This window comes from Subtercola boreus (assembly GCF_003399645.1).
GTDB lineage: Bacteria > Actinomycetota > Actinomycetes > Actinomycetales > Microbacteriaceae > Subtercola > Subtercola boreus_A.
In genome coordinates this window covers 1-19913 of record NZ_NBXD01000024.1, presented here as the reverse complement: position 1 = coordinate 19913, position 19913 = coordinate 1, and the positions used below count along the sequence as shown (strand labels likewise).

Genomic DNA, 19913 nt, shown 5'->3' with positions numbered 1-19913 from the left:
TGCCGTGAGTCCCACGCACGGCGTACTTCTTACTTTCGGGGTGGGTTAGTTGGAAGACAGCATCATGACGACATCTCTGCGCCACAAACTCCTTGTGGCTACCCTGGCGGCATCGATCGGGTTGGGCGGGGTGCTCGTTTCGGGCGCCGCGGCGTTCGCCGACGAGGCCACACCCGCCCCCGCAGCCACGACCGAGCCGACAGCGACGCCGGAACCGACCGCGACACCGGAACCGACGGCGACGCCGGAACCGACTGCGACGCCGACACCGGCGCCGACGGGCGACCCGACTCCTGCGCCGACCGCCACCCCAGCCCCGGTTCCGACCGAGATCTCGCTGCTCACCCCCGAGGCCGGCAAGCCGGCCATCGCGCGCTCCGTCGTGTTCGGGGGCACCGCTCCCGCGGGCGCCGTCATCACCGTCACCGGCTCCGACAAGACGGTGCTCGGCACGGCCACCGTCGGTGAGCTGAATGTCTTCGTCGTCGCGTACACCTACGGCCCCGAGGCATCCGTCGCCCAGTCTGTGACGGTCACCGGAACACTCGACGGCAATGACCTCAACACGGTCAAGCGGTCGTTCACTCTGCCCGACCAGAGCCTGCCCGCGCCGGTGATCACCGCACCCACCGCCGGTTCGACGGTCTACGGCGACTCGGTCACCTTCACCGGAACGGGTACCCCCGGCAAGAACGTCGTCGTCGTCGCCCTGCCGACCGCGGCCCTCGATGCGGCGGCGAACGCCCGCAGCGCCCAGGCCGCCCCGGAGCCCTCCGACCCGGCCGACCCCATCATCGTCGACAAGGACGGCAACTGGTCGGTGACCCTCACGGCTGAGCCGAACGACTACACCGCGACCGCGGTGCTCGCCGACATCGATGCTGCGGGCAAACTCGTCTCCCTGATCTCGCCCCCTTCGGCTCCGGTGCAGTTCGTGCTCGCGGCGACCCCTGCCGCTCCCGTCGTCGTCGTGACCCCGGCGCCCACACCGACCACGGTGGCTGCGGCGGCATCCGGTCACCAGCTCGCCAACACCGGCGTCGACGCACGGGGCCTCCTCGCTGCAGCCGGCGCCCTCAGCCTCGCGGGCGCCGCACTCGTTGCGACGCGCCGCAAGCGCGCCTGACACGCCGTTCGACTGCGGCATCCACCGGGCGAGCGCGGCCACGATCGTGAGACGTGAGCGCCCCCCGGTGGATGAGCAGGGACGATCCCCGCGGTATCAGCTCGGCATCTCGCCAGACCCTCTGCCCGTCAGCGATCGCACGGCGGTTCTCGCCTGGTGCGCGCTGGCCCTGCTGGTGGCGGCGTATGCGACGGTGATGACGGTGCACCTCGCGCTGCCGGGGTTCTCGCTCCCCTTCGTTTCTCTGCTCTGCATTCCCTGGGCCCTCGTCGTCGACCGGTTGCGCCTGCGTGCACGCTCGCGCCCCCACCCGCCGATGGCGCTGAAGGTGCTCTCGATTCTGCTGGTCGCCGCTGCCGTCGTGTGGTTCTTCGTGCTCCAGTTCGACGAAGGCCTCCGCACCACCCGGCCCCTCGCGCTGGCGGGGTGTGCCGCCCTGAGCTTCGCGATCGCGATGGGCGCCGTCGTCTTCGCCTACCGGGCGCGGTTCTTCTTCTGGTGGCGGGTCGCTGGCCGCTCAGACCACCGGCGGGATCGGTAGCGGGTCGCTGAAGGTGGGCGGATGCTCGACCAGGGCGAGCGCATCGGCCTTGGTCACGTTGCCGGGGAAGTTGTAGCGGGCGAACGCGCCTGTGGGGTCGTCGGGCGACGTCGGCATCGCGATGTTCGACCGGCCGATGAGGTCGACGACCAGCCGTGACTCCTCCGCGGTCAGGGTGCGTCCCTTCCCATCGCGCACCAGAATGGCGGCCCGCCTGCCCCGCGATGACCGCAGCACGAGGTTCAGGTTGCGGCGGGTCTTCGAGGTTCCCACCACGAGCTGCGCCGCCGTGACATCTTCGTACGAGAAGGTGCGGCGCCCGGCCCTCAGCAGTCCGGCTCCCGGGTTCACCCGCACCGGTGGAACGAGCAGCCGCAGAACCAGCACGACGAGCCCGAAGGCCACCGCGCCGGCGCCGAGCGACAGCACGATCACCCACGGCAGCGCAAACCGGCGCGCCAGAATCGCCGTGATGTGCACCCCGTTCGTCACCGCGAGCGTCAGCAGGATGGGGCTGACGACGACGAAGGGCGTCAACCAACCCATGCCGCTGAGCGTGACCCACTTCTCGTCATCACCGCGTCGCATCCCCCGATCGTCTCACGCCCGCGCGCCCCGTCGAATCGGTCGGCGCCGCGGCCGAGCGGTCGCGGCGGGTGAGAATGGAGGGTGCCCGACCGTCTGAGACCACTCACGCCGCCCTACCTCACGGCGGGCGGCGGGCGACGGTGGGCCGATTTCGTGGTGGGCCATGCGCCGGCGGTCTTCGAGACGTACATCGAGCCGTTTCTCAACGGTGGTGCCGTCGCGATCGCGATGATGGAACGGTCCGCCGACAGCACCTTCCACCTGAGCAGCGCCGACCCAGAGACGGTGAACGCCTGGCAGGTGATCGCCTCAGACGCCGAAACCCTCATCGCACATGTGCGGGAGCACCGCGACCGGCATGATCGAGCACACCTGGTGGCGGTCAGCGAGCGGGATGCCCCCGCTCACCTCGCCGGCATGACACCCGCCGAGCGTGCGGCCCGGTTCGTCTACCTGCGGGGCGGCACCGACCGCGACGGGTCGGCCCGGCAGGCCGTGGCTTTCGACGAAGCGAACGCGCGCCGACTCTCGGCGCTGCTGCAGAACCGGGACGTGCGCTTCGAGGTGCGGGAGTTCTTCGCGATCGTCGCGCAGGTCGCCGAGGAAGACCTGGTCTACCTCGACCCGCCGTTCAGCGGTGGAGACCACGCGGCCGACCCGGCCCCGAACGCTGCCGCAGGCACCGGCACCGCCGCAGGCACCGGCACCGGCAACGGTACTGGCACCGGTCCGGACTCCCTGTTGAAGGAGATCCGAAGCCTCGTCGGCACGGTCACCGCCCGCGGCGCCTCTCTCCTCGCACCCGGACCTCCCGGGGGCGGGCCTGCGGCGGTCTACGCCGGCTGGAACACCATGGCGCTCCACGCCGACCGCGGCGACGGCGACACCCTCTGGGCGAACCGCACCCTCACCCGCGCCCAGCGCGCCCGGCAGGCGAAGGAGTAGCCGCACGTGCCGCCCGGCGTCCGGTACGGTCGGGGCATGGACGCCTGTGCCGAACTCGCTACCCTCGCCGGCCGTCTCGCCGTGGGCGAGACCTCGCCACGGAGGTTCCTGGTGCGTCTCGGAGAAGAGGGTGGGGGCATCCGTCGGGGTGCGCTCTGGATGATCGATGCCACCCTCGCGGGCCGCAACCGCCTGCCCGGGCGTGGCTTCAGCCCGGCCCTCGACGACGGTTCGACGGGCCAGGCCCGACACTTCGCCGGAACCGCTGCGGCAGCAGCGCGCCTCGGAGCAGCCGTGACCCGCTGGGTGTCGGTGCATGTGCGGCGCGACCCGCTCGACTCGGCCGACGGGCGGCTCTCGGAGGAGGCGATCCGCTTCGCTGCGCTGGTGCGGTCGGGCGACCTGCCGCTCGCTGAGACAGAGGCGTGGATTCGGGAACACCTCTGCGCGTGAGTCTCAGCCGCTGAACTGCTGCGTTCCCACGACCGACAGCAGCTGCAGTTTCTCGTACCCCTCTGTTCCGGGTGACGCTGTGAGCACCAGCAGCGTCTGCGCCTGGTTCTCGGTGAAGAGCGCCTGGCAGTCGACCTCGATCTCGCCGAGCTCGGGATGCACCAGTGTCTTGTGGTCGTCGAACCGGGTGCGCACCTCGTGCCGCTCCCACACGGCGCGAAACTCGGGGCTCTGCTGCAGCAGCCGTTCGACGATGGCGAGGGCCCGGGCATCCGCACCGCCGATCGACAGGGCAGCGCGAAGGCCCGCCGCCTGGATGGAGCTCTGCCGGTCATGGTCGCGCGCGGGGTAGCGCACCCGGTCGGCGGGGTCGGTGAACCAGCGGTAGAAGGCACTGCGGGAGAGCCCGGTGTAGCCGCTGTGGTCGCCGAGCAGGGCGACGGCGAGGCGGTTCTGGGCGAGGGTGTCGCCGAGATCCGACAACACCATCGCCGGGCTGTCATCGAGCCGGTCGAGCACGCGCATCAGAGCCGGGCTGACGTGCTCGGTACGGCGCAGACGCCGGGGTGCAGAGTGGCCGGCGAGACGAAAGAGGTGGTCCCGTTCATCCTGGGTCAGCCGCAGGCCGCGGGCGATCGCCGTCAGCATCTGCTCACTGGGTTGCGGGCCGCGCTGCTGCTCCATGCGCGCGTAGTAGTCGGTGGACATGCCCGAGAGGGCGGCGACCTCTTCGCGGCGGAGGCCGGTGGTGCGCCGCCTCGATCCGGGTGGCAGGCCGACATCGTTCGGCCGCAGCGCCTCGCGGCGGCGACGCAGGAAGTCGGCGAGTGCGGGTCTGTCCATGGCTCCATCCTGCTCTATCCGGGCGGCGAGAGGCAGGGATCGGCAGTCCGCGGGTGAACGCTCCTCTCGTACTCCCACCGGGCATGACGCAGACTCGGAGTATGAACATTCAAGGGAACACCATCTTTCTTCCGGGCGGCACGTCGGGTATCGGCCTCGGTCTCGCCCAGCGGTTCGCCGCGGCCGGCAACACGGTCATCGTCGGCGGGCGCCGGCGCGAACTGCTCGAGCAGATCAGCCGCGACACCCCCGGCATCGAGGGCGTGTACATCGACACCGCCGACGCGGATTCCATCGCCAGCGTGTCGGCCGAAGTGCAGCGGCGCTGGCCGTCGACGAACGTCTTGATCGCGATGGCCGGCATCATGCGAGCCGAGAACCTGACCGGGGCGGACTTCCTGCCGACGGCCGAGGCGATCGTCACCACGAACCTGCTCGGGCCTCTTCGCCTGATCGCCAACTTCAGCGAATTCCTGCAGGCTCAGGATGCTGCCACCATCGTGACCGTGTCGTCGGGTCTCGCGTTCGTGCCCCTGGTGCACACGCCCACCTACAACGCGACGAAGGCGGCGATCCACTCCTTCTCGGAGATTCTGCGGCTGCAGCTGGCCGACACCTCGGTGCAGGTCATCGAGCTGGTGCCTCCGGCGGTGCAGACCACGCTCATGCCCGGGCAGGAGACGAGCGACTATGCCATGCCGCTCGACGACTTCCTCACCGAGGTGATGGGGATCTTCCGGTCACAGCCCGAGGCGAAGGAGATCCTCGTCGAGAACGTGCTGCCGCTTCGCACCGCGACGGCGACCGGCACCTACGACAGGATGCTCGGGATGCTCGCCGCCTCGCACTGAGCTGCGCGCCCCTCCGCGCGGCCCCTCATCTCGCGGCGGCGATCCTCAGCCGCCCGAGAACGCCCCGCGGAACTGGCGGCCGTAGTGGGTGGGCAGCAGCTGGTCGTGGCCGAACAGCTTGCGGCGCAGGGTGCCGGTGACCGGCTCGTGCTTCGCGAGTCCCCGGGCGCGGAGGGTGGGCATGACCTCGTCGATGAACAGTTCGTAGGAGCCCGGGAGCGTCCAGTTCATGACGTTGATACCGTCTACTCCGGCGCGCTGGAACTCCTCGAGCCGGTCGGCGATCTGCTCCGGCGTACCGACGAAGCGGCCGCGCACCTTCGCAGTGATCTTCGCGAGGTCGCGCACGGTCGGCTCCCGATCGGGCGCCGCCTCCCGCAGCCACTTCGTATGAGACTGGCCGCCCTCGTGCCTGATGTCCTTCAGCGGCATGTCGGGGTCGAGCGGCGTGCCTGTGGCCTGGTCGAGCCCGAGGTTGATGTGCGCGAGAAAACCGTCGGTCGAGATGTACTCGTCGATCTCGGCCTCGTTGCGCTTCGCCTCCTCCTCGGTGCTGCCGATCACGAACGTCAGCCCCTGGAAGAACTGGATATCGCTCGGCCGTCGCCCGTATCCGACGGCCAACGCGCGCGTCTGAGCGATGTCGCCCGCCGCGATCTCGGGGGTGGGGGAGAGGATGAACTGTGCCTCCGCATTGCGCGCGGCGAACTCCCGGCCTGCCGGCGACGACCCGGCCTGGAAGATCACCGGCGACCGCTGCGGTGACGGCGACGGCAGGTGCGGACCCTCGACCCGATACCGCTCGCCGACGTGGTTGATCTTGTGGATCTTCGTGTAGTCGGCGTAGATCCCCGCCGCCCTGTCTTTCAGCAGCGCCCCGTCGTCCCAGGATCCCTCCCAGAGCTTGTAGACGACGTCCATGTACTCCTGGGCCCAGCGGTAGCGCTCGTCATGCTCGATGAGGCGGTCGGAACCGAAGTTGCGGGCGGCGTTCTCGAGCGAGTTCGTCACCACGTTCCACCCGATCCGCCCCTCGGAGATGTGGTCGAGGGTCGAGACTCTGCGGGCGAAGTCGAATGGATGCGCCTGCAGGATCGAGCTCGTGAATGCCAGCCCGAGATGCTCGGTGCTCACCGCGAGCGCTGACAGCAGCACCGACGGATCGTTCGACGGAATCTGCAGGCCCTCCCGGGCATTCACTTCGTACGAGCCGTTCACCGGGCCGTACAGCCCGACCACATCGGCGAAGAACATCGCATCGAAGCCGCCGGCCTCGAGTGTCTTCGCCAGCCCGATCCAGAGCTTCACGTCGGTGAAGTCGGCCTGCCGGGCGGTCGGATGCCGCCACAGACCGTGCTGGATGTGCGAGTTCGTGTTCATCACGAACGCCGAGAAGTGCAGGGGTGTGGGCATCCTCGATTATTTCAGCAGCCGCGACAGCACCCGGTCGGCCAGGAGCTTGCCACCGGTCTGGCAGGTCGGGCAGTACTGCAGCGTCGAGTCGTGGAAGATGACCTGTCGCACCGTGTCGCCGCACACCGGGCACGCCTCGCCGACGCGACCGTGCACCTGCATGCCGAGCTTCTTCTCCTTCTTCAGCTCCGACGCGGCGAGCCCGTCTGCGCGGGCCAGCGCCCCGCGGAGAGTCGACTGCAGGGCGTCGTAGAGCTGGCCCGTCTCTTCGTCGCTCATCGCCGACGGCTTGAACGGCGACATGCGGGCGGTGTGCAGAATCTCGTCGGAGTAGGCATTGCCGATACCGGCGATGTTCGACTGGTTGCGAAGCACACCCTTGATCTGAGCACGCCCCGACGAGCCCAGGATGCCCGCGAACACCTCCAGGGTGAACGCCGGGTCGAGCGGGTCGGGCCCCAGCCGGCTGATGCCGGGCACCTCGTTCACGTCGGTGACGAGGTAGATCGCGAGGCTCTTCTTCGTGCCCGCCTCCGTGATGTCGAGCCCGGAGCCGGGTGCGACGGCCGCGTCGTCGCCCGCCATCACCAGCCGCGCAGCCAGCGCACTCTTGCCCGGGCGACCGCTCGAGGCAGGCGGCGGCCCCTCGCGCCACCTCATCCACCCCGCCCGCGCCAGATGCATGACAAGGTGCACCTCGCCGATCCGCAGGTCGAGGAACTTGCCGTGCCGCTCAACCCCGCGCACCACCTGGCCCGCAAGCGAAGACGCGGGAGGCGAGAACGTCTTGAGTGCGGAGAAGGAGAGCACATCGAAGCGCTCGACCACCTGCCCTGTCAGCCGTCTTCCCAGATCGGTGACCAGCGCATGGACTTCAGGTAACTCGGGCATGCCTCAATTCTCCCCGCACCCCGCCCGCCCGTCCACCCACCCCTCTGCTTTCTGGGTTCGACGACGGAGCTAGGCTGCGACTGCGGCGCCCTGCAGGGCATCGGCCGTCAGTTCGACCGAGCGGAGCCGGTCGGCGATGTTCTGCGACTGGTGGGCGATGATCAGTTCGTCGGCGTGGGCGGTGGCCGCAAAGTTCTCGAGAAAACGGCGCACCTCGTCAGGCGTTCCCGTCGCCGAGTAGCGCATCATGTTGGCGATCCCCCGCCCCGACGCCGTGGTGAGGAAGTGGTCGACCTGCTCGTCGGAGTACTCCGTGCCGGCAGGCCCCCGCGAGAGCATGCCGCGCACGCGCGCGCGCCTCGTCACGTCGAACTGCTGGCGGGCATCCTGAGCGTCATCGGCAGCAATCACGTTCACGCCGGCCAGAACGTAGGGGGCATCGAGCTGAGACGAGGGCTTGAAGTCTCGGCGATACAGGCTCACGGCCTCGTGCAGTGCGTCGGGCGAGAAGTGCGAGGCGAAAGCGTAGGGAAGCCCGAGCATCGCGGCGAGCTGGGCACCGAAGAGCGAGGAGCCGAGAATGTAGAGGGGGACGTTGGTGCCCGCTCCGGGGATCGCCTGAACGCCGGGTATGCGCGACTGGCCGGCGAGGAAGGCCTGCAGCTCGAGTACGTCCTCCGGAAAACGGTCTGACGACATCGGGTCGCGGCGCATGGCGCGCATCGTCTCCTGGTCGCTGCCCGGAGCTCGGCCGAGACCCAGGTCGATGCGACCCGGGTAGATGCTGGCGAGCGTTCCGAACTGCTCGGCGATGGTGAGCGGGGCGTGGTTCGGCAGCTTGATGCCGCCCGATCCCAGCCGGATGCTCGTGGTCTGGGCTGCGACGTGGCCGATCAGGATGCTGGTGGCCGACGAGGCGATCGTGGGCATGTTGTGGTGCTCGGCGTACCAGACGCGGCGATACCCCGACCGCTCAGCCGTCTGCGCGAGGGCGACGCTGGCGGCGAAACTCTCGCGGGCGGTCTCGCCGGGCGCGATGGGGGCGAGGTCAAGAATGGAGATCGGAATCGACATACGTTATACAACCCACCAGGGCCCCGAATCGTTCCCGGCGTCGGCTACCCGGCGCTGGCGGCCTGTTTCTGCACACGGTCGACGAGATCTCGCCAGCCTCCCGTCAGCGCACTCTCGGGAAGTGTCGCCTCATGCCTGATCTCGGCGCGCACGACGATCACGATGCGGTACACGAACCGGTCGGCGCTCTGTGTGTCGCGCGTCGGGGCCTGCCCCCACGGCAGGGCGTCGGCGAGGCCGAGCCAGCCCTCAGCGGCGGAGGGGTCGTCTGTGGTGGCCTCCCAGGTGCGCTTGAGCCCAGCGAACCCGCCCGAACGCACGACGGTGACCGCGACGGCATGCTCGGTCTGGTCGCCGGCGTCAGCTGGTTGCTCCATTCGTCAAGACTCCCACCTTCACCCACGCGGTGCCAACGGCTTCTGTCTCGGCCGAACCGGCCCCGAACCGTGCGGTGGCCGCCGCCACCGTCGCCCTGGCGAAGGCAGCGAAGTCGGCATCGGCGGCGAGGGGCCCGGTGATGGTGTCGTACCAGACCTGCCCGGCACCGAGCCAGGCGTCACCGCCGATCTCGATGGCCGCGAGCGCGAACGCCCGGTTCGGAATGCCGGAGTTGAGGTGCACCCCACCGTTGTCGTCGGTCGTCTCGACGTAGTGCGCCATGTCGGCGGGCTGCGGGTCTTTACCCAGCACCGGGTCGTCGTAGGCGGTGCCGGGGTTGAGCATGGAGCGCAGAGCCTCACCCTTGACCGCCGGTGTGAACAGGCCCTGCCCGATGAGCCAGCTGGCTTCGGCGGCCGTCTGCTTCTTCTGGAACTGCTCGACGAGGGCGCCCATCACGTCGGAGTACGACTCGTTCAGGGCGCCCGACTGCCCCTGGTAGTCGAGGCCGGCCGTGAACTGGGTCACCCCGTGCGAGAGCTCATGACCGATCACGGAGACGGAGGCGGTGAATCGGCCGAAGACCTCGCCGTCACCGTCGCCGAAGACCATGCGCTCACCGTCCCAGTAGGCGTTGTCGTAGCCGGTTCCGTAGTGCACCGTTGCGAGGAGCGGCAGCCCCTTGCCGTCGACGGAGTCACGGCCGAACGCCGTTCTGTAGAGGTCGTAGGTCGCGCCGAGCCCGTCGTACGCCTCATTCACGGTCACGTCGGCAGACACCTTCGACCCCTCCTCACGAACGCGCGTGCCGGGAAGATCTTCGGTGTTGTGGGCGTCGAAGATGGTGCGGTCGAGGCCGGATGCCGGGCCTTGGGCCGTGCGCACCTGTGTCGGCCGTGTCGGGGTGGTGCGCGCCTCCTGGATGACGTCGCGCGCGAGCAGCGCCCGCCGGGCCGCCGTGGCAGCCCGGACCATGCGCTCATCGTCGGTCTGGGCGATCTTCTCGAGCAGGTACGGGGGAACGATGGAATGAATCATGCGCACACTCTACGCGCGGCCTCCGACACGGGCATCCGCCCCCGCGTGCGCTTGAATGGAGGGGTGCCGTCCCCTCTCATCGCCGCCCTCCGCCGTGACCTCGTCACCTCGTCCTTCAGCGTGCAGACGGTGGGGGAGCTCTGGGGCGAGACGGCCGCGGCCGCGCTCTTCCGGGGCCAGCGACGGCCGGCCCTGAACGCCCTGTACCATCGCCGGCAGGCGGGCATCCCGCTCACCCGGGCCGAGGCGCTCGCGACACTCTTCGTGCTGAACGAACCTCTCGAGCACAGCGCCGTCGATACGGCGCTTCCGCAGCTGACCTCTGCGGGTGCCGCGGAGCTGGGGCTGGTCGGCCCGGTCGAGGGTGGCGGTCGGTTCCGCGCCCTTCTCGACCTGCGCCCCTACAGCTTCGTCGACACCTCCGGCGCCGGCAGCTGGTGGATCGTCTCCGATCTCGGCGAGCTGGCCGTCGGCGGGCCGCTCGAGGTCGACCATGTGCTCGGCGTCGGCGGCGCCTCCACCACCCTCAGCTCGCTGATGATCGGGGCCGACGTCGACACGGTTCTCGACCTCGGAACCGGCTGCGGCATCCAGGCCATGCACGCCTCGCGCCATGCCCGCCGGGTGGTCGCCACCGACATCTCCGCGCGGGCGCTGCGGCTCGCCGCCCTGAACGCCGAGCTCAACGCGATCGACAACATCGAGTTCCGCCTCGGCAGCCTCTATGAGCCGGTGCAGGATGATCGGTTCGACCAGATCGTGTCGAATCCGCCGTTCGTCATCACTCCCCGCCGTGAGGGCGTCCCCCTGTACGAGTACCGGGACGGCGGACTGGAAGGGGACGCGCTGGTCGAGACGGTGATCCGCGGTGCGGCCGCGCACCTCACCCCGGGCGGTGTCGCACAGCTGCTGGGCAACTGGGAGTACCGGGCTCCAGGGGCCCCCGCGACATCCGGAATCGACCGGGTTCGCGGCTGGGTCTCGCCGACCGGTCTCGACGCGTGGGTCATCGAGCGCGAGTTGCAGGATGCTCCCCAGTACGCCGAGACCTGGATCCGTGACGGCGGTACGCGCCAGGGCACACCGCAGTTCGAGGAGTTGTATGCGGCCTGGCTCGATGACTTCGACAGGCGGGGGGTGACGCAGGTGGGGTTCGGCTACGTTCTGCTGCGGGCGCCCGGCGGGGCGACCCGACGGCCGCTCACGCCGCGGCTCTCGCGCTTCGAGACCCTGCACGGCGGCCGGGGCGAGAATCCGGCCGGTCTCGGCGAGTACTTCCAGACCGCGCTGGCCAACTACGACTGGCAGGCGTCGAGGGATGACCAGAGCCTGCTGACCTCGATCGTGACGTACGCACCCGATGTCACGGAGGAGCGGCACTACTGGCCCGGGCAGGAGAACCCGACGGTGATGACGCTCCGGCAGGGCAGCGGGTTCGCACGTACCGTTCCGCTCGACACCGCCCTGGCAGCGCTGGTGGGTGCCTGCGACGGCGACCTGACGATCGGCCAGCTGTGCGGAGCGATCGCGCACCTGCTCGAGGTCGACGAAGAGGCGCTGGTCGCCGATGTGCTGCCGCGCCTTCGGCAGCTGGTCGACGACGGGTTCCTCCTGCCGCTGCAGTAGAGGGTGTTCGCTACCGCTTCAGACGCGCGCGCCTCGCCCGGTCGAAGTCGCGGGTCAGCCCGGTGCCGACGAGGATACCGAGCGCGATCGAGAACAGCGACAGTGCCGTGTTGACGATCGTCGTCGCACTGCCGGCCGCCTCGGTCGCCGTCTCGCTGATGCCGATGAACCCGAGTGCACCCGGCACGAGCAACCAGAACGACGCGAGGGTCATGACCGTCGCCGGCGGAGCGGTGCGGAACCTGGCGAACAACCGACTGATCGGCACGATGACGAGGGCCCCGACGAAGCCGGCGAGCTGGGGCCCGATGGCGAGCGCACCGAGCCGCTGGGCGCTGTAGGCCACGAAGAGGGCCAGCAGGATCCAGAGGAACGAACGTTTCGGGGCAGACAGGAACAACACATAGCCGAGGGCCACCAGCGCGATGCCCAGAACGGAGGTCCACCAGCCGAGGGTCGGGGTCGTCGACGCCATCGAGACGCTGGCCGTCACCGTGAGCCCGGCGATGACGCCGAAGGTGAGCAGCAGCAACTGGGCGACGCCGTACACAATGCGGCTCGCACCGGCGATGATCTGGTTGCTGGTCAGCTCGATGGATGCCACGGTGAGCGTCAGCCCGGGCAGAAAGCTCACGAGAGCCGGGGTCACGAGGCGCAGCGGGTCGCCGCCCGCCGCGTCGGAGAGGAACAGTGCGGTGACCACCGTCACGATGAACGCCGCGAAGACGGGCATCGCGCTCGCCAGCGTGGGGAGTTTTCGGCCGAGCAGCAGCATGAGCCCGACGATGGCGCCGAGCAGGACATACGCCGGCACGGCCGCGATGGTGGGGTTGAGGGTCAACCCGAAGCCGAGGCAGAGCACCGTGTGGCCCACCACGATCATCCAGGCCGGAAAGCGGGGCGTGGATGATCGGATCAGCGCGAATCGCGGGGCGGCGTCGTCGGGGTCGAGTCGGCCGAGACGCGCCTCCTGCACCAGCTCGTCGATGGCGGCGGCCTGGTCGAGGCGGATGGCGAGGCTGGAAACGGTGTCGAGGTCGGTGCGCCCCGCCCGAACCGGCTCGGCGCGCGCGGCGGCGCGCGCGGCCCTGATGCGGCCGGTGTCGGTGCGGCCCGCGTCGCCGCGCCCGCTCTCACCCCGGATGGTGTCGATGATGCCCGTGTCGACGGCGACCGACGGGATGCTGTCGAGCTGGAGCACCACCAGCGTGGGAAGCACGGCGATACGGATGCCCGTCAGATGGTAGGTCGAGGCGATCTCGTAGAGTGTCGACTCGACATCGTTCGTGGCCTGGCTGGAGGCCAGCATGGCGATGCCGAGCGTGCGGAGCATCGTCAGGATGGACGTGTCGATGGCCACGTCATCCGGCGGCTGGGCGCTGGGGGTGGGCGGTTTCAGCGACCAGCCGGCAAGGCGCTTTGCGAGGTTGCCACGGCTCATGTGAGCCGCTCGGTGAAGAACGCGATGCTCTTCTTCCACGAGTCCTGTGCGGCATCCCTGCGGTAGGCCCCCGGGTTGCCCTCGTTTGCGAAGGCGTGGCCTGCGCCGCGGTAGGCGATCGCGGTGAACTCGACCCCGGCCTCCTTCATCTGCGCGGTCAGGGCGGGCAGAGCGGCGAAGAGGGCGAGGTCGTCTTCGCCCACGAAGGAGAGAATGGGGCAGGCGATCTCGCCCAGCAGTTCGACCGGGAAGTTCGCATAGCCGTAGTACGGCACCGACGCCCGCACGCGCGCATCGGCGATCGTGAGGGTGAACGCGTAACTGCCGCCGAGGCCGTAACCGGTGATTCCGAGGCGACCGGCGACGCCCTCCTCCCGGTCGAGGAGGTCGAGGCAGGCGACGAGTTTCTGCAGGGCGGCGGTGGCGAACGCGGGCGCGGCGATCGGTGCCATCAGCTCGAGCAGGCGCGGCTGAGCGGCTTCGCGCACCTCGGGGTCGGGGTGAACCAACTGGCCCTGCAGCAGGGCGGCCTCCTCGGGCGGCACCGCCCGCTCGCCCATCAGGTCGGGGGCCAGCGCCACGAATCCCTCGGCCGCATACCGCTCGGCGACCCGCCGGATCTCGTCGCCCAGACCCCAGACCTCGTGCAGCACGATGACAGCCCCCCGGTACGTCTCCGGGGCGCCCGCGGGGTAGGCGACGAACGCCGGGAACGGCACCCCGGCGGCCTGCATCATGACGGTGGAACTCACGGCACCAGCTTACGGCGGGCCCCGCTAGACCCGCTCGGCCGCCCGCAGGGCACGGAGCGCCTCGCGGCGCTCGGCCTGCTCGACCGGGTCTGGTACCGGCAGCGAGGCCAAGAGGCGCTGGGTGTAGGGATGCTTCGGTGCACCGAGCACCTCGGCTCCCGTTCCCTCCTCGACCAGCTTTCCCTTGTAGAGCACCGCGATGCGGTCGGCCAGCAGGTCGACCACCGCCAGGTCGTGGCTGATGAACAGGGCCGCGAAACCGAACTCCCGCTGCAGCTCGGCGAACAGCTCGAGCACCCGGGCCTGCACCGACACGTCGAGCGCCGAGGTGGGCTCGTCGGCGATGAGCAGCGACGGCTCCAGTGCCAGGGCCCGGGCCAGGCTCGCGCGCTGGCGCTGGCCACCGGAGAGTTCGTGCGGGTAGCGGTCGCCGTAGCTCTTCGGCAGCTGAACCGCCTCGAGCAGCTCGTCGACCCGCGCCCGTGCGGCACGCGGGTCGCGCGCGCGACCGTGCACGACCAGCGGCTCGGCCACGCATTCCGCGATCGTGAGCAGCGGGTTGAAGCTCGACGCGGGGTCTTGGAACACGAAGCCGATGTCGCTGCGCACCTTCTTGAAGACGCGCTCTCGAATGCCGTTCATCTCGTGGTCGAGCACCTGCAGTGACCCGCCGGTGACCTTGGTGAGGCCCCCGATGGCGCGGCCGATCGTGGTCTTGCCCGATCCGCTCTCGCCGACCAGCCCGAGCACTTCACCCGCACGGATCTCGAAGTCGACCCCGTCGACCGCCACGAACCCGCCACGCCCGAACCGGCCCGGGTACTCGATGCGCAGGTCTTTCGCGACCACGACCGGCTTGGCGTCCTGCCAGGCCTCCGCGCGGCCGGATGCCCGTTCGGCGGTCTGCAGCGCACCCTGGCCGATGTGCGGCACCGACGCCAGCAGCTTCTTCGTGTAGTCGTTCTGCGGGTGGGCGAACAGAGTGACCGCATCCGCCTCTTCGACGACCGTGCCCTGGTACATCACGGCCACCCGGTCGGCCAGGTCGGCGACCACCCCCATGTTGTGGGTGATCAGCACGATCGCCGTTCCGAACTCGTCGCGGCAGCGGCGCAGCAGGTCGAGGATCTCGGCCTGCACGGTGACGTCGAGGGCGGTGGTGGGTTCGTCGGCCACGATCAGCCCGGGGTCGAGCACGAGCGCCTGCGCGATCACGACGCGCTGCTTCTGCCCGCCCGAGAACTGGTGCGGGTAGTAGTTCACCCGTGTCTCGGGGTCGGGAATGCCGACCCTCCTCAGAATGTCGATCGCCTTGGCCTTCGCCTCGGCGCGCGAGAGCTTTCCGTGCGCCCGCAGCCCCTCGGCGATCTGCCAGCCGACCGTGTAGACCGGGTTGAGCGCGGTGGAGGGCTCCTGGAACACCATCGACACATCGGTGCCCCGGATGCCGCGCAGCTGCCTCTTCGACAGGCTGATGACGTCGTTCGTGGCGCGCGTTCCCCGGCTGCCGCCGTCACGGCTCGAGAGCACGATCGCGCCGCGCGCCGTCGCGGTCTCGGGCAACAGGCCGAGGATCGACTTCGCCGTCACGGTCTTGCCCGATCCGCTCTCGCCGACGATCGCGAGCACTTCGCCCGCCGCAACGGAGAGGCTGACCCGGTCGACGGCCTTGATGGCGCCGGCGTCGGTCGAGAACGACACCTCGAGGTCTTCGATGGAGACGATCGTCTGGCGCCCTGTGGCTTCGTTGTTCATGAGCTGGTTCCTTCGAGACCGGTGATTCCGGCGGGGCCGGCTTCGAGCGTTCCGCCGGGTACGACCGAGGTCGCGGCCACGGCCCCGCCTGCGGCAGTGACCGCGCGTCGGCCGCGCAGGCGCGGGTCGGCGAGATCGTTCAGGCTCTCGCCGACGAGGGTGACGCCCAGTACCGAGAGCACGATCGCGAGGCCCGGGAACACCGCCGTCCACCAGATGCCGCTCGTCACGTCGGAGAGCGACTTGTTGAGGTCGAAGCCCCACTCGGCGGCAGCGGTCGGCTCGATACCGAACCCGAGGAAGCCGAGCCCTGCGAGTGTCAGCACGGCCTCAGAGGCATTCAGGGTGAAGATCAGCGGCAGCGTGCGGGTGGAGTTGCGCAGCACGTGCCGCACCATGATGCGGGCGTTCGAGGCGCCGATGACCTTCGCCGACTCGACGAAGGCCTCACCCTTGATGCGCACGGTCTCGGAGCGGATGACGCGGAAGTACTGCGGAATGTAGACGACGGTGATGGAGATGGCCGCCGCCAGGATGCCGCCGTAGAGGTTCGACTGCCCGCCCGAGATGACGATCGACATCACGATCGCCAGCAGCAGCGAGGGGAACGCGTAGATCGCGTCGGCCAGCACCACGAGGATGCGGTCGAGCCAGCCGCCGAAGTACCCGGAGACGAGCCCGAGGAACACGCCGAGGAAGATCGACAGGATGATCGCGACGATCATCACCTCCAGAGCCGTCTGGGCACCCCAGATGACCCGGGAGAACACGTCGTACCCGCCGACGGTGGTGCCCCAGATGTGCTGGGCGCTCGGTTCGAGCTGCGCACCGAACTGGCCGTTCTCATCACGGAGCTGGGCGAATCCGTACGGAGCGATCAGCTGGGCGAAGAGCGCACAGATGACGAACACGCCCGTGATGATGAGGCCGGCCACGAGCATCCCGCGCTGCAGACCGACGCTCTGGCCCAATTGGTGCACGACGGGGAGGCGGGAGAGGAGGGTGCGCCGGGGTGCGCGCGCGGCGCGGGCGACGGGAGCGGTGGGTGCGCTCATGCTCAGTACCTCACCCTCGGGTCGATGAGCGCCGCGATGATGTCGACGATGAAGTTGGTCACGGCGACGATCACGGCCAGCAGGGCGACGATGCCCTGAACGGCGACGAAGTCGCGCGCCGCGAGGTACTGGGCGAGCTGGAAACCGAGCCCCTTCCATTCGAACGTCGATTCGGTGAGCACGGCACCACCGAGCAGCAGGGCGATCTGCAGGCCGATGACGGTGATGATCGGGATGAGTGCCGGCTTGTAGGCGTGACGTCGAACGAGACGGTACTCACTCACACCGCGCGACCGGGCGGCATCCACGTAGTCGGTGGAGAGGGTGCCGATCACGTTCGTGCGCACAAGCCGCAGGAAGATTCCCGCCGTGAGCAGCCCGAGGGCGATGGCCGGCAGAACGGCGTGCGCGAGAACGTCGCCGATGACCGCCGGCTCGCCCGTCTGGAAGGCATCGATGAGATAGATGCCCGTCTTGTTCGGCAGGAACTGCATCTCGAGCTCGGACGAGGTCGACGCGCGCCCCGCCACCGGGAGGACGTTCAGCCAGACGGAGAAGACGAGCTTGAGGAGGATGCCGGCGAAGAAGACCGGAGTGGCGTAGCAGAGGATGGCGAAGACCCGCAGCACGGCGTCCTGCCCACGGTCGCGAAAGTAGGCGGCGAGCATGCCGAGCGGAATACCGACGATGAACGCCACGATGAGGGCGTAGAACGCGAGCTCGAGCGTGGCGACGCCGTAGGTGACGAGGATGGTGCTGATGGGCCGGTTGTCGCTGATGCTCGTGCCGAAGTTGCCGGTGGCGATCTGGCCGAGGTACTCGACGTACTGCACGAGGATGGGCCGGTCGTAGCCGGCCGCGTGGATGCGCTCCTGCAGCTGGGCACCGCTCAGCCGGCCACCGAGGGCGGCGGTGATGGGGTCGCCGGTGGCCCGCATCAGGAAGAACACGAGCGTGACCAGGATGAAGATGGTCGGGATGATCAGCAGGAAACGGACGACGAGGTAGCGGCCGAGGCCTCCGCCGGGCATCCGCCTGGCCGTCTTGGGCAGTGCGGTCGGGCCGGGGGCGGGGGTGCCAACAGCCGGGGCGGTCGCTGTCATGGGTACCAATCGTCAGGGAGGGAGCTGGAGGGGGGGAGATGCGGGTCGAACACGCGGCTGGGGGCGATCCGGCGGTGCGGATCGCCCCCAGCGTGACGCGGGTGACTAGCCCTTCGAGAGTGCTCCGTAGCGGAACTTGAACGAACCGTCGAGCGTGTCGGCGGCACCGTTCACCGTCGAACCGACGACGGCGACCTGCGAGCCCTGCAGGTACGGGATCGTCGACAGGTCGGCCGCGACCTTGGCCTGGATGTCTTCGATCAGCGCTGTACGGGCTGCCGGGTCGGTCTCGCTGACCTGCTTCGTGATCTCGTCTTGCACCGTGGTGTTCTCATAGTGGTTGGCGAGGAAGCTGTCGGCCGAGAAGAACGGCGTCAGGTAGTTGTCGGCGTCGGAGTAGTCGGGGAACCAGCCGAGCTGGTACTCCGGGTAGACGTCGGCCGTGCGGTCTTTGGAGTACTGCACGTAGTCGGTGGTCTGCAGGTTCACCGTGAACAGGCCGCTGGCCTCGAGCTGGTCTTTGATCAGCGCGTACTCGTCGCCTGACGACGGGCCGTAGTGCTCGGAGACGTACTGCAGGTTCAGCGTGACCTTGTCGGTGACGCCGGCCGCGGCGAGCGTGGCCTTCGCCTTGTCGACGCTCGGCTTGCCCGACCCGTCGCCGTAGAGGTCTTTCAGCACGGTCGTCGCGCCGGTCAGCCCGGCGGGCACGTAGGAGTACAGCGGGGTGTAGGTGTCTTTGTAGACCTGTGAGGCGATGGCGTCACGGTCGATCAGGTCGGCCGCGGCCTGGCGAACGGCCAGGGCCTTGGCCGGGTCGGCTTCGGGGGTCGTCGCACCGTAGGGCATCGTGTTGAAGTTGAAGACAATGTAGCGGATCTCGCCGCCGGGGCCGTCGACGACCTTGACCTTGTCGTTCGTCGACAGGTCGGCGATGTCGGTGGCCGACAGGCTGCGGTAGGCGACGTCGATGTTGTTCTGCTGGATGTCGAGCTTGAGGTTCGCAGCCTCGGCGTAGTACTTCACGTTGACCGTGCCGGTCTTCGCCGCCCCCAGGAGACCCTGGTAATTCGGGTTGGCCTTGTACTGGATGGTGTTGTTGAAGTCGTAGCTCGAGATGTCGTACTGGCCGGCGAACGGGTGCGCCTTGACGATGTCGACATCCGGAGTGAGGGCCGTCGCCGAGAAGACCTGCTCGTCGACGATCGGACCGGCGGGGCTCGAGAGCACCTGCGCGAAGGTCTGGTCGTTCGGGTTCTTCAGGGTGAACACCACAGTGGTCGGATCGGGTGCGGCGACGCTCGCGAGGTTGCCGAGGAGCGACGACGGGCCGTTCTCGTCGGCGATGGCGACGACGCGGTCGAAGCTGAACTCCACGTCGGAGGAGGTGAGGTCGTCACCGTTCACGAACTTCAGGCCCTCTTTGAGCTTGACGGTGTACTCGGTGGGTGCCGTGAAGTCGGCGGAGACGGCGATGTCGGGCTTCACGTCGGAGGTGCCGAGCGGGGAGTTGACCAGGAAGGGGTAGATCTGGTTCTCGACGGCGAACGAGCCGTTGTCGTAGGAGCCGGCCGGGTCGATCGTGGTGATCTTGTCGGTCGTGCCGATGGTGATCGAGCCGGAGGCGCTGCCACCGCTGGAGGACGAACCGGAGTTGCTGCCGGAGCAGCCGGCGAGTGCGAGAGCCGAGACCGCGAGGGCCGCGGAGACCCCGAGCACGCGCTTTCGATTGATGAATGCGGACGACATGGACGTCTACCTCTTTCGGTTTGCTGTTTGCTGTGTAACCAGTCTTAACACAACCGGAGAGCGCGCTCAGACCATTCGGCCGATTGTTTACAGCAACGCAACGAACCGCGCCTGTGGAGAAGTGGTGCACCGAAAACCGGTTTGCCAGCCTATTCGTCGCAGGCACGGCGAAAGCCCCCGGCCGGTGTGGTCGGGGGCTTTCGGTTGCTGTGGTGTGGGTGGTGCGGGGGTGTTACTTGGTGTTGACGGTGATTTTTGCGACGCCGACGAGGAGGCCTTCCTTGACGGCGG

At 68.9% G+C, this 19913-nt stretch carries 20 protein-coding genes; 7 read left to right on the top strand and 13 right to left on the bottom strand.

Annotated features, from left to right (window positions below):
- Positions 1 to 64 precede the first annotated feature (64 nt).
- Together B7R24_RS11505 and B7R24_RS11500 are read left to right on the top strand one after the other, a co-directional pair.
- Positions 65 to 1126, top strand: a complete 1062-nt coding sequence (locus B7R24_RS11505; protein ID WP_116419126.1) for an LPXTG cell wall anchor domain-containing protein — start codon at positions 65 to 67, stop codon at positions 1124 to 1126.
- A gap of 46 nt (positions 1127 to 1172) precedes the next feature.
- A complete protein-coding gene (locus B7R24_RS11500) occupies positions 1173 to 1667 on the top strand; it encodes a hypothetical protein (RefSeq protein ID WP_147304994.1) in 495 nt (164 codons plus the stop codon).
- On the opposite strand, the gene B7R24_RS11495 is transcribed toward B7R24_RS11500, so the two are convergent.
- Positions 1644 to 2255, bottom strand: coding sequence for a hypothetical protein (locus B7R24_RS11495; RefSeq protein ID WP_116419124.1), 612 nt, complete (start codon positions 2253 to 2255; stop codon positions 1644 to 1646). The genes B7R24_RS11500 and B7R24_RS11495 overlap by 24 nt on opposite strands.
- Positions 2256 to 2336: 81 nt before the next feature.
- Between B7R24_RS11495 and B7R24_RS11490 the strand changes: the two genes are divergently transcribed.
- A complete protein-coding gene (locus tag B7R24_RS11490; RefSeq protein ID WP_116419123.1) occupies positions 2337 to 3200 on the top strand; it encodes a DNA adenine methylase in 864 nt (287 codons plus the stop codon).
- 36 nt (positions 3201 to 3236) lie between these two features.
- Positions 3237 to 3653 (top strand): hypothetical protein, encoded by a 417-nt coding sequence (locus B7R24_RS11485; protein ID WP_147304022.1) that lies wholly within the window; start codon positions 3237 to 3239, stop codon positions 3651 to 3653.
- 3 nt (positions 3654 to 3656) lie between these two features.
- On the opposite strand, the gene B7R24_RS11480 is transcribed toward B7R24_RS11485, so the two are convergent.
- On the bottom strand, positions 3657 to 4496 hold the full coding sequence (locus tag B7R24_RS11480) for a helix-turn-helix transcriptional regulator (RefSeq protein ID WP_116419121.1): 840 nt from the start codon (positions 4494 to 4496) through the stop codon (positions 3657 to 3659).
- Between the two features lie 101 nt (positions 4497 to 4597).
- On the opposite strand from B7R24_RS11480, the gene B7R24_RS11475 reads away from it, so the two are divergent.
- A complete protein-coding gene (locus B7R24_RS11475) occupies positions 4598 to 5347 on the top strand; it encodes an SDR family oxidoreductase (RefSeq protein ID WP_116419120.1) in 750 nt (249 codons plus the stop codon).
- A gap of 45 nt (positions 5348 to 5392) precedes the next feature.
- Here B7R24_RS11475 and B7R24_RS11470 read toward each other — a convergent pair whose 3' ends face one another.
- From B7R24_RS11470 to B7R24_RS11450, 5 genes are all read right to left on the bottom strand, one after another.
- Entirely contained in the window at positions 5393 to 6760 is a 1368-nt protein-coding gene (locus B7R24_RS11470; RefSeq protein ID WP_116419119.1) for an LLM class flavin-dependent oxidoreductase, read from the bottom strand.
- A gap of 6 nt (positions 6761 to 6766) precedes the next feature.
- Positions 6767 to 7651 (bottom strand): DNA-formamidopyrimidine glycosylase family protein, encoded by an 885-nt coding sequence (locus B7R24_RS11465; protein ID WP_116419118.1) that lies wholly within the window; start codon positions 7649 to 7651, stop codon positions 6767 to 6769.
- A gap of 69 nt (positions 7652 to 7720) precedes the next feature.
- Positions 7721 to 8725, bottom strand: a complete 1005-nt coding sequence (locus tag B7R24_RS11460; protein ID WP_116419117.1) for an LLM class flavin-dependent oxidoreductase — start codon at positions 8723 to 8725, stop codon at positions 7721 to 7723.
- A gap of 44 nt (positions 8726 to 8769) precedes the next feature.
- Positions 8770 to 9102, bottom strand: coding sequence for a protealysin inhibitor emfourin (locus tag B7R24_RS11455; protein ID WP_116419116.1), 333 nt, complete (start codon positions 9100 to 9102; stop codon positions 8770 to 8772).
- Positions 9086 to 10141 carry a M4 family metallopeptidase gene (locus B7R24_RS11450; RefSeq protein WP_116419115.1) on the bottom strand — a complete coding sequence of 352 codons (1056 nt, stop codon included), beginning with the start codon at positions 10139 to 10141 and terminating at the stop codon, positions 9086 to 9088. Before B7R24_RS11450 ends, B7R24_RS11455 begins: the two co-directional genes overlap by 17 nt.
- A gap of 63 nt (positions 10142 to 10204) precedes the next feature.
- On the opposite strand from B7R24_RS11450, the gene B7R24_RS11445 reads away from it, so the two are divergent.
- Positions 10205 to 11767 carry a methyltransferase gene (locus tag B7R24_RS11445; RefSeq protein ID WP_253259431.1) on the top strand — a complete coding sequence of 521 codons (1563 nt, stop codon included), beginning with the start codon at positions 10205 to 10207 and terminating at the stop codon, positions 11765 to 11767.
- 10 nt (positions 11768 to 11777) lie between these two features.
- On the opposite strand, the gene B7R24_RS11440 is transcribed toward B7R24_RS11445, so the two are convergent.
- From B7R24_RS11440 to B7R24_RS11415, 6 genes are all read right to left on the bottom strand, one after another.
- Complete coding sequence (locus B7R24_RS11440; protein WP_116419113.1) at positions 11778 to 13208, bottom strand: threonine/serine ThrE exporter family protein; 1431 nt, start codon at positions 13206 to 13208, stop codon at positions 11778 to 11780.
- Positions 13205 to 13960: a dienelactone hydrolase family protein gene (locus tag B7R24_RS11435; protein ID WP_147304021.1), complete on the bottom strand. Its 756-nt coding sequence runs from the start codon at positions 13958 to 13960 to the stop codon at positions 13205 to 13207. The genes B7R24_RS11440 and B7R24_RS11435 overlap by 4 nt, the downstream gene beginning before the upstream one ends.
- Positions 13961 to 13984: 24 nt before the next feature.
- Entirely contained in the window at positions 13985 to 15715 is a 1731-nt protein-coding gene (locus B7R24_RS11430) for a dipeptide ABC transporter ATP-binding protein (protein ID WP_116419111.1), read from the bottom strand.
- A complete protein-coding gene (locus B7R24_RS11425) occupies positions 15712 to 16770 on the bottom strand; it encodes an ABC transporter permease (protein ID WP_116419110.1) in 1059 nt (352 codons plus the stop codon). The genes B7R24_RS11430 and B7R24_RS11425 overlap by 4 nt, the downstream gene beginning before the upstream one ends.
- A 2-nt stretch (positions 16771 to 16772) precedes the next feature.
- A complete protein-coding gene (locus tag B7R24_RS11420) occupies positions 16773 to 17873 on the bottom strand; it encodes an ABC transporter permease (RefSeq protein ID WP_116419109.1) in 1101 nt (366 codons plus the stop codon).
- Positions 17874 to 17978: 105 nt separating this feature from the next.
- Positions 17979 to 19622, bottom strand: coding sequence for an ABC transporter substrate-binding protein (locus B7R24_RS11415; protein ID WP_116419108.1), 1644 nt, complete (start codon positions 19620 to 19622; stop codon positions 17979 to 17981).
- On the opposite strand from B7R24_RS11415, the gene B7R24_RS17810 reads away from it, so the two are divergent.
- Positions 19621 to 19913: hypothetical protein (locus B7R24_RS17810; protein WP_216363677.1), on the top strand; the 293-nt coding region annotated here is incomplete at its 3' end. The two genes, B7R24_RS11415 and B7R24_RS17810, sit on opposite strands and share 2 nt — an antisense overlap.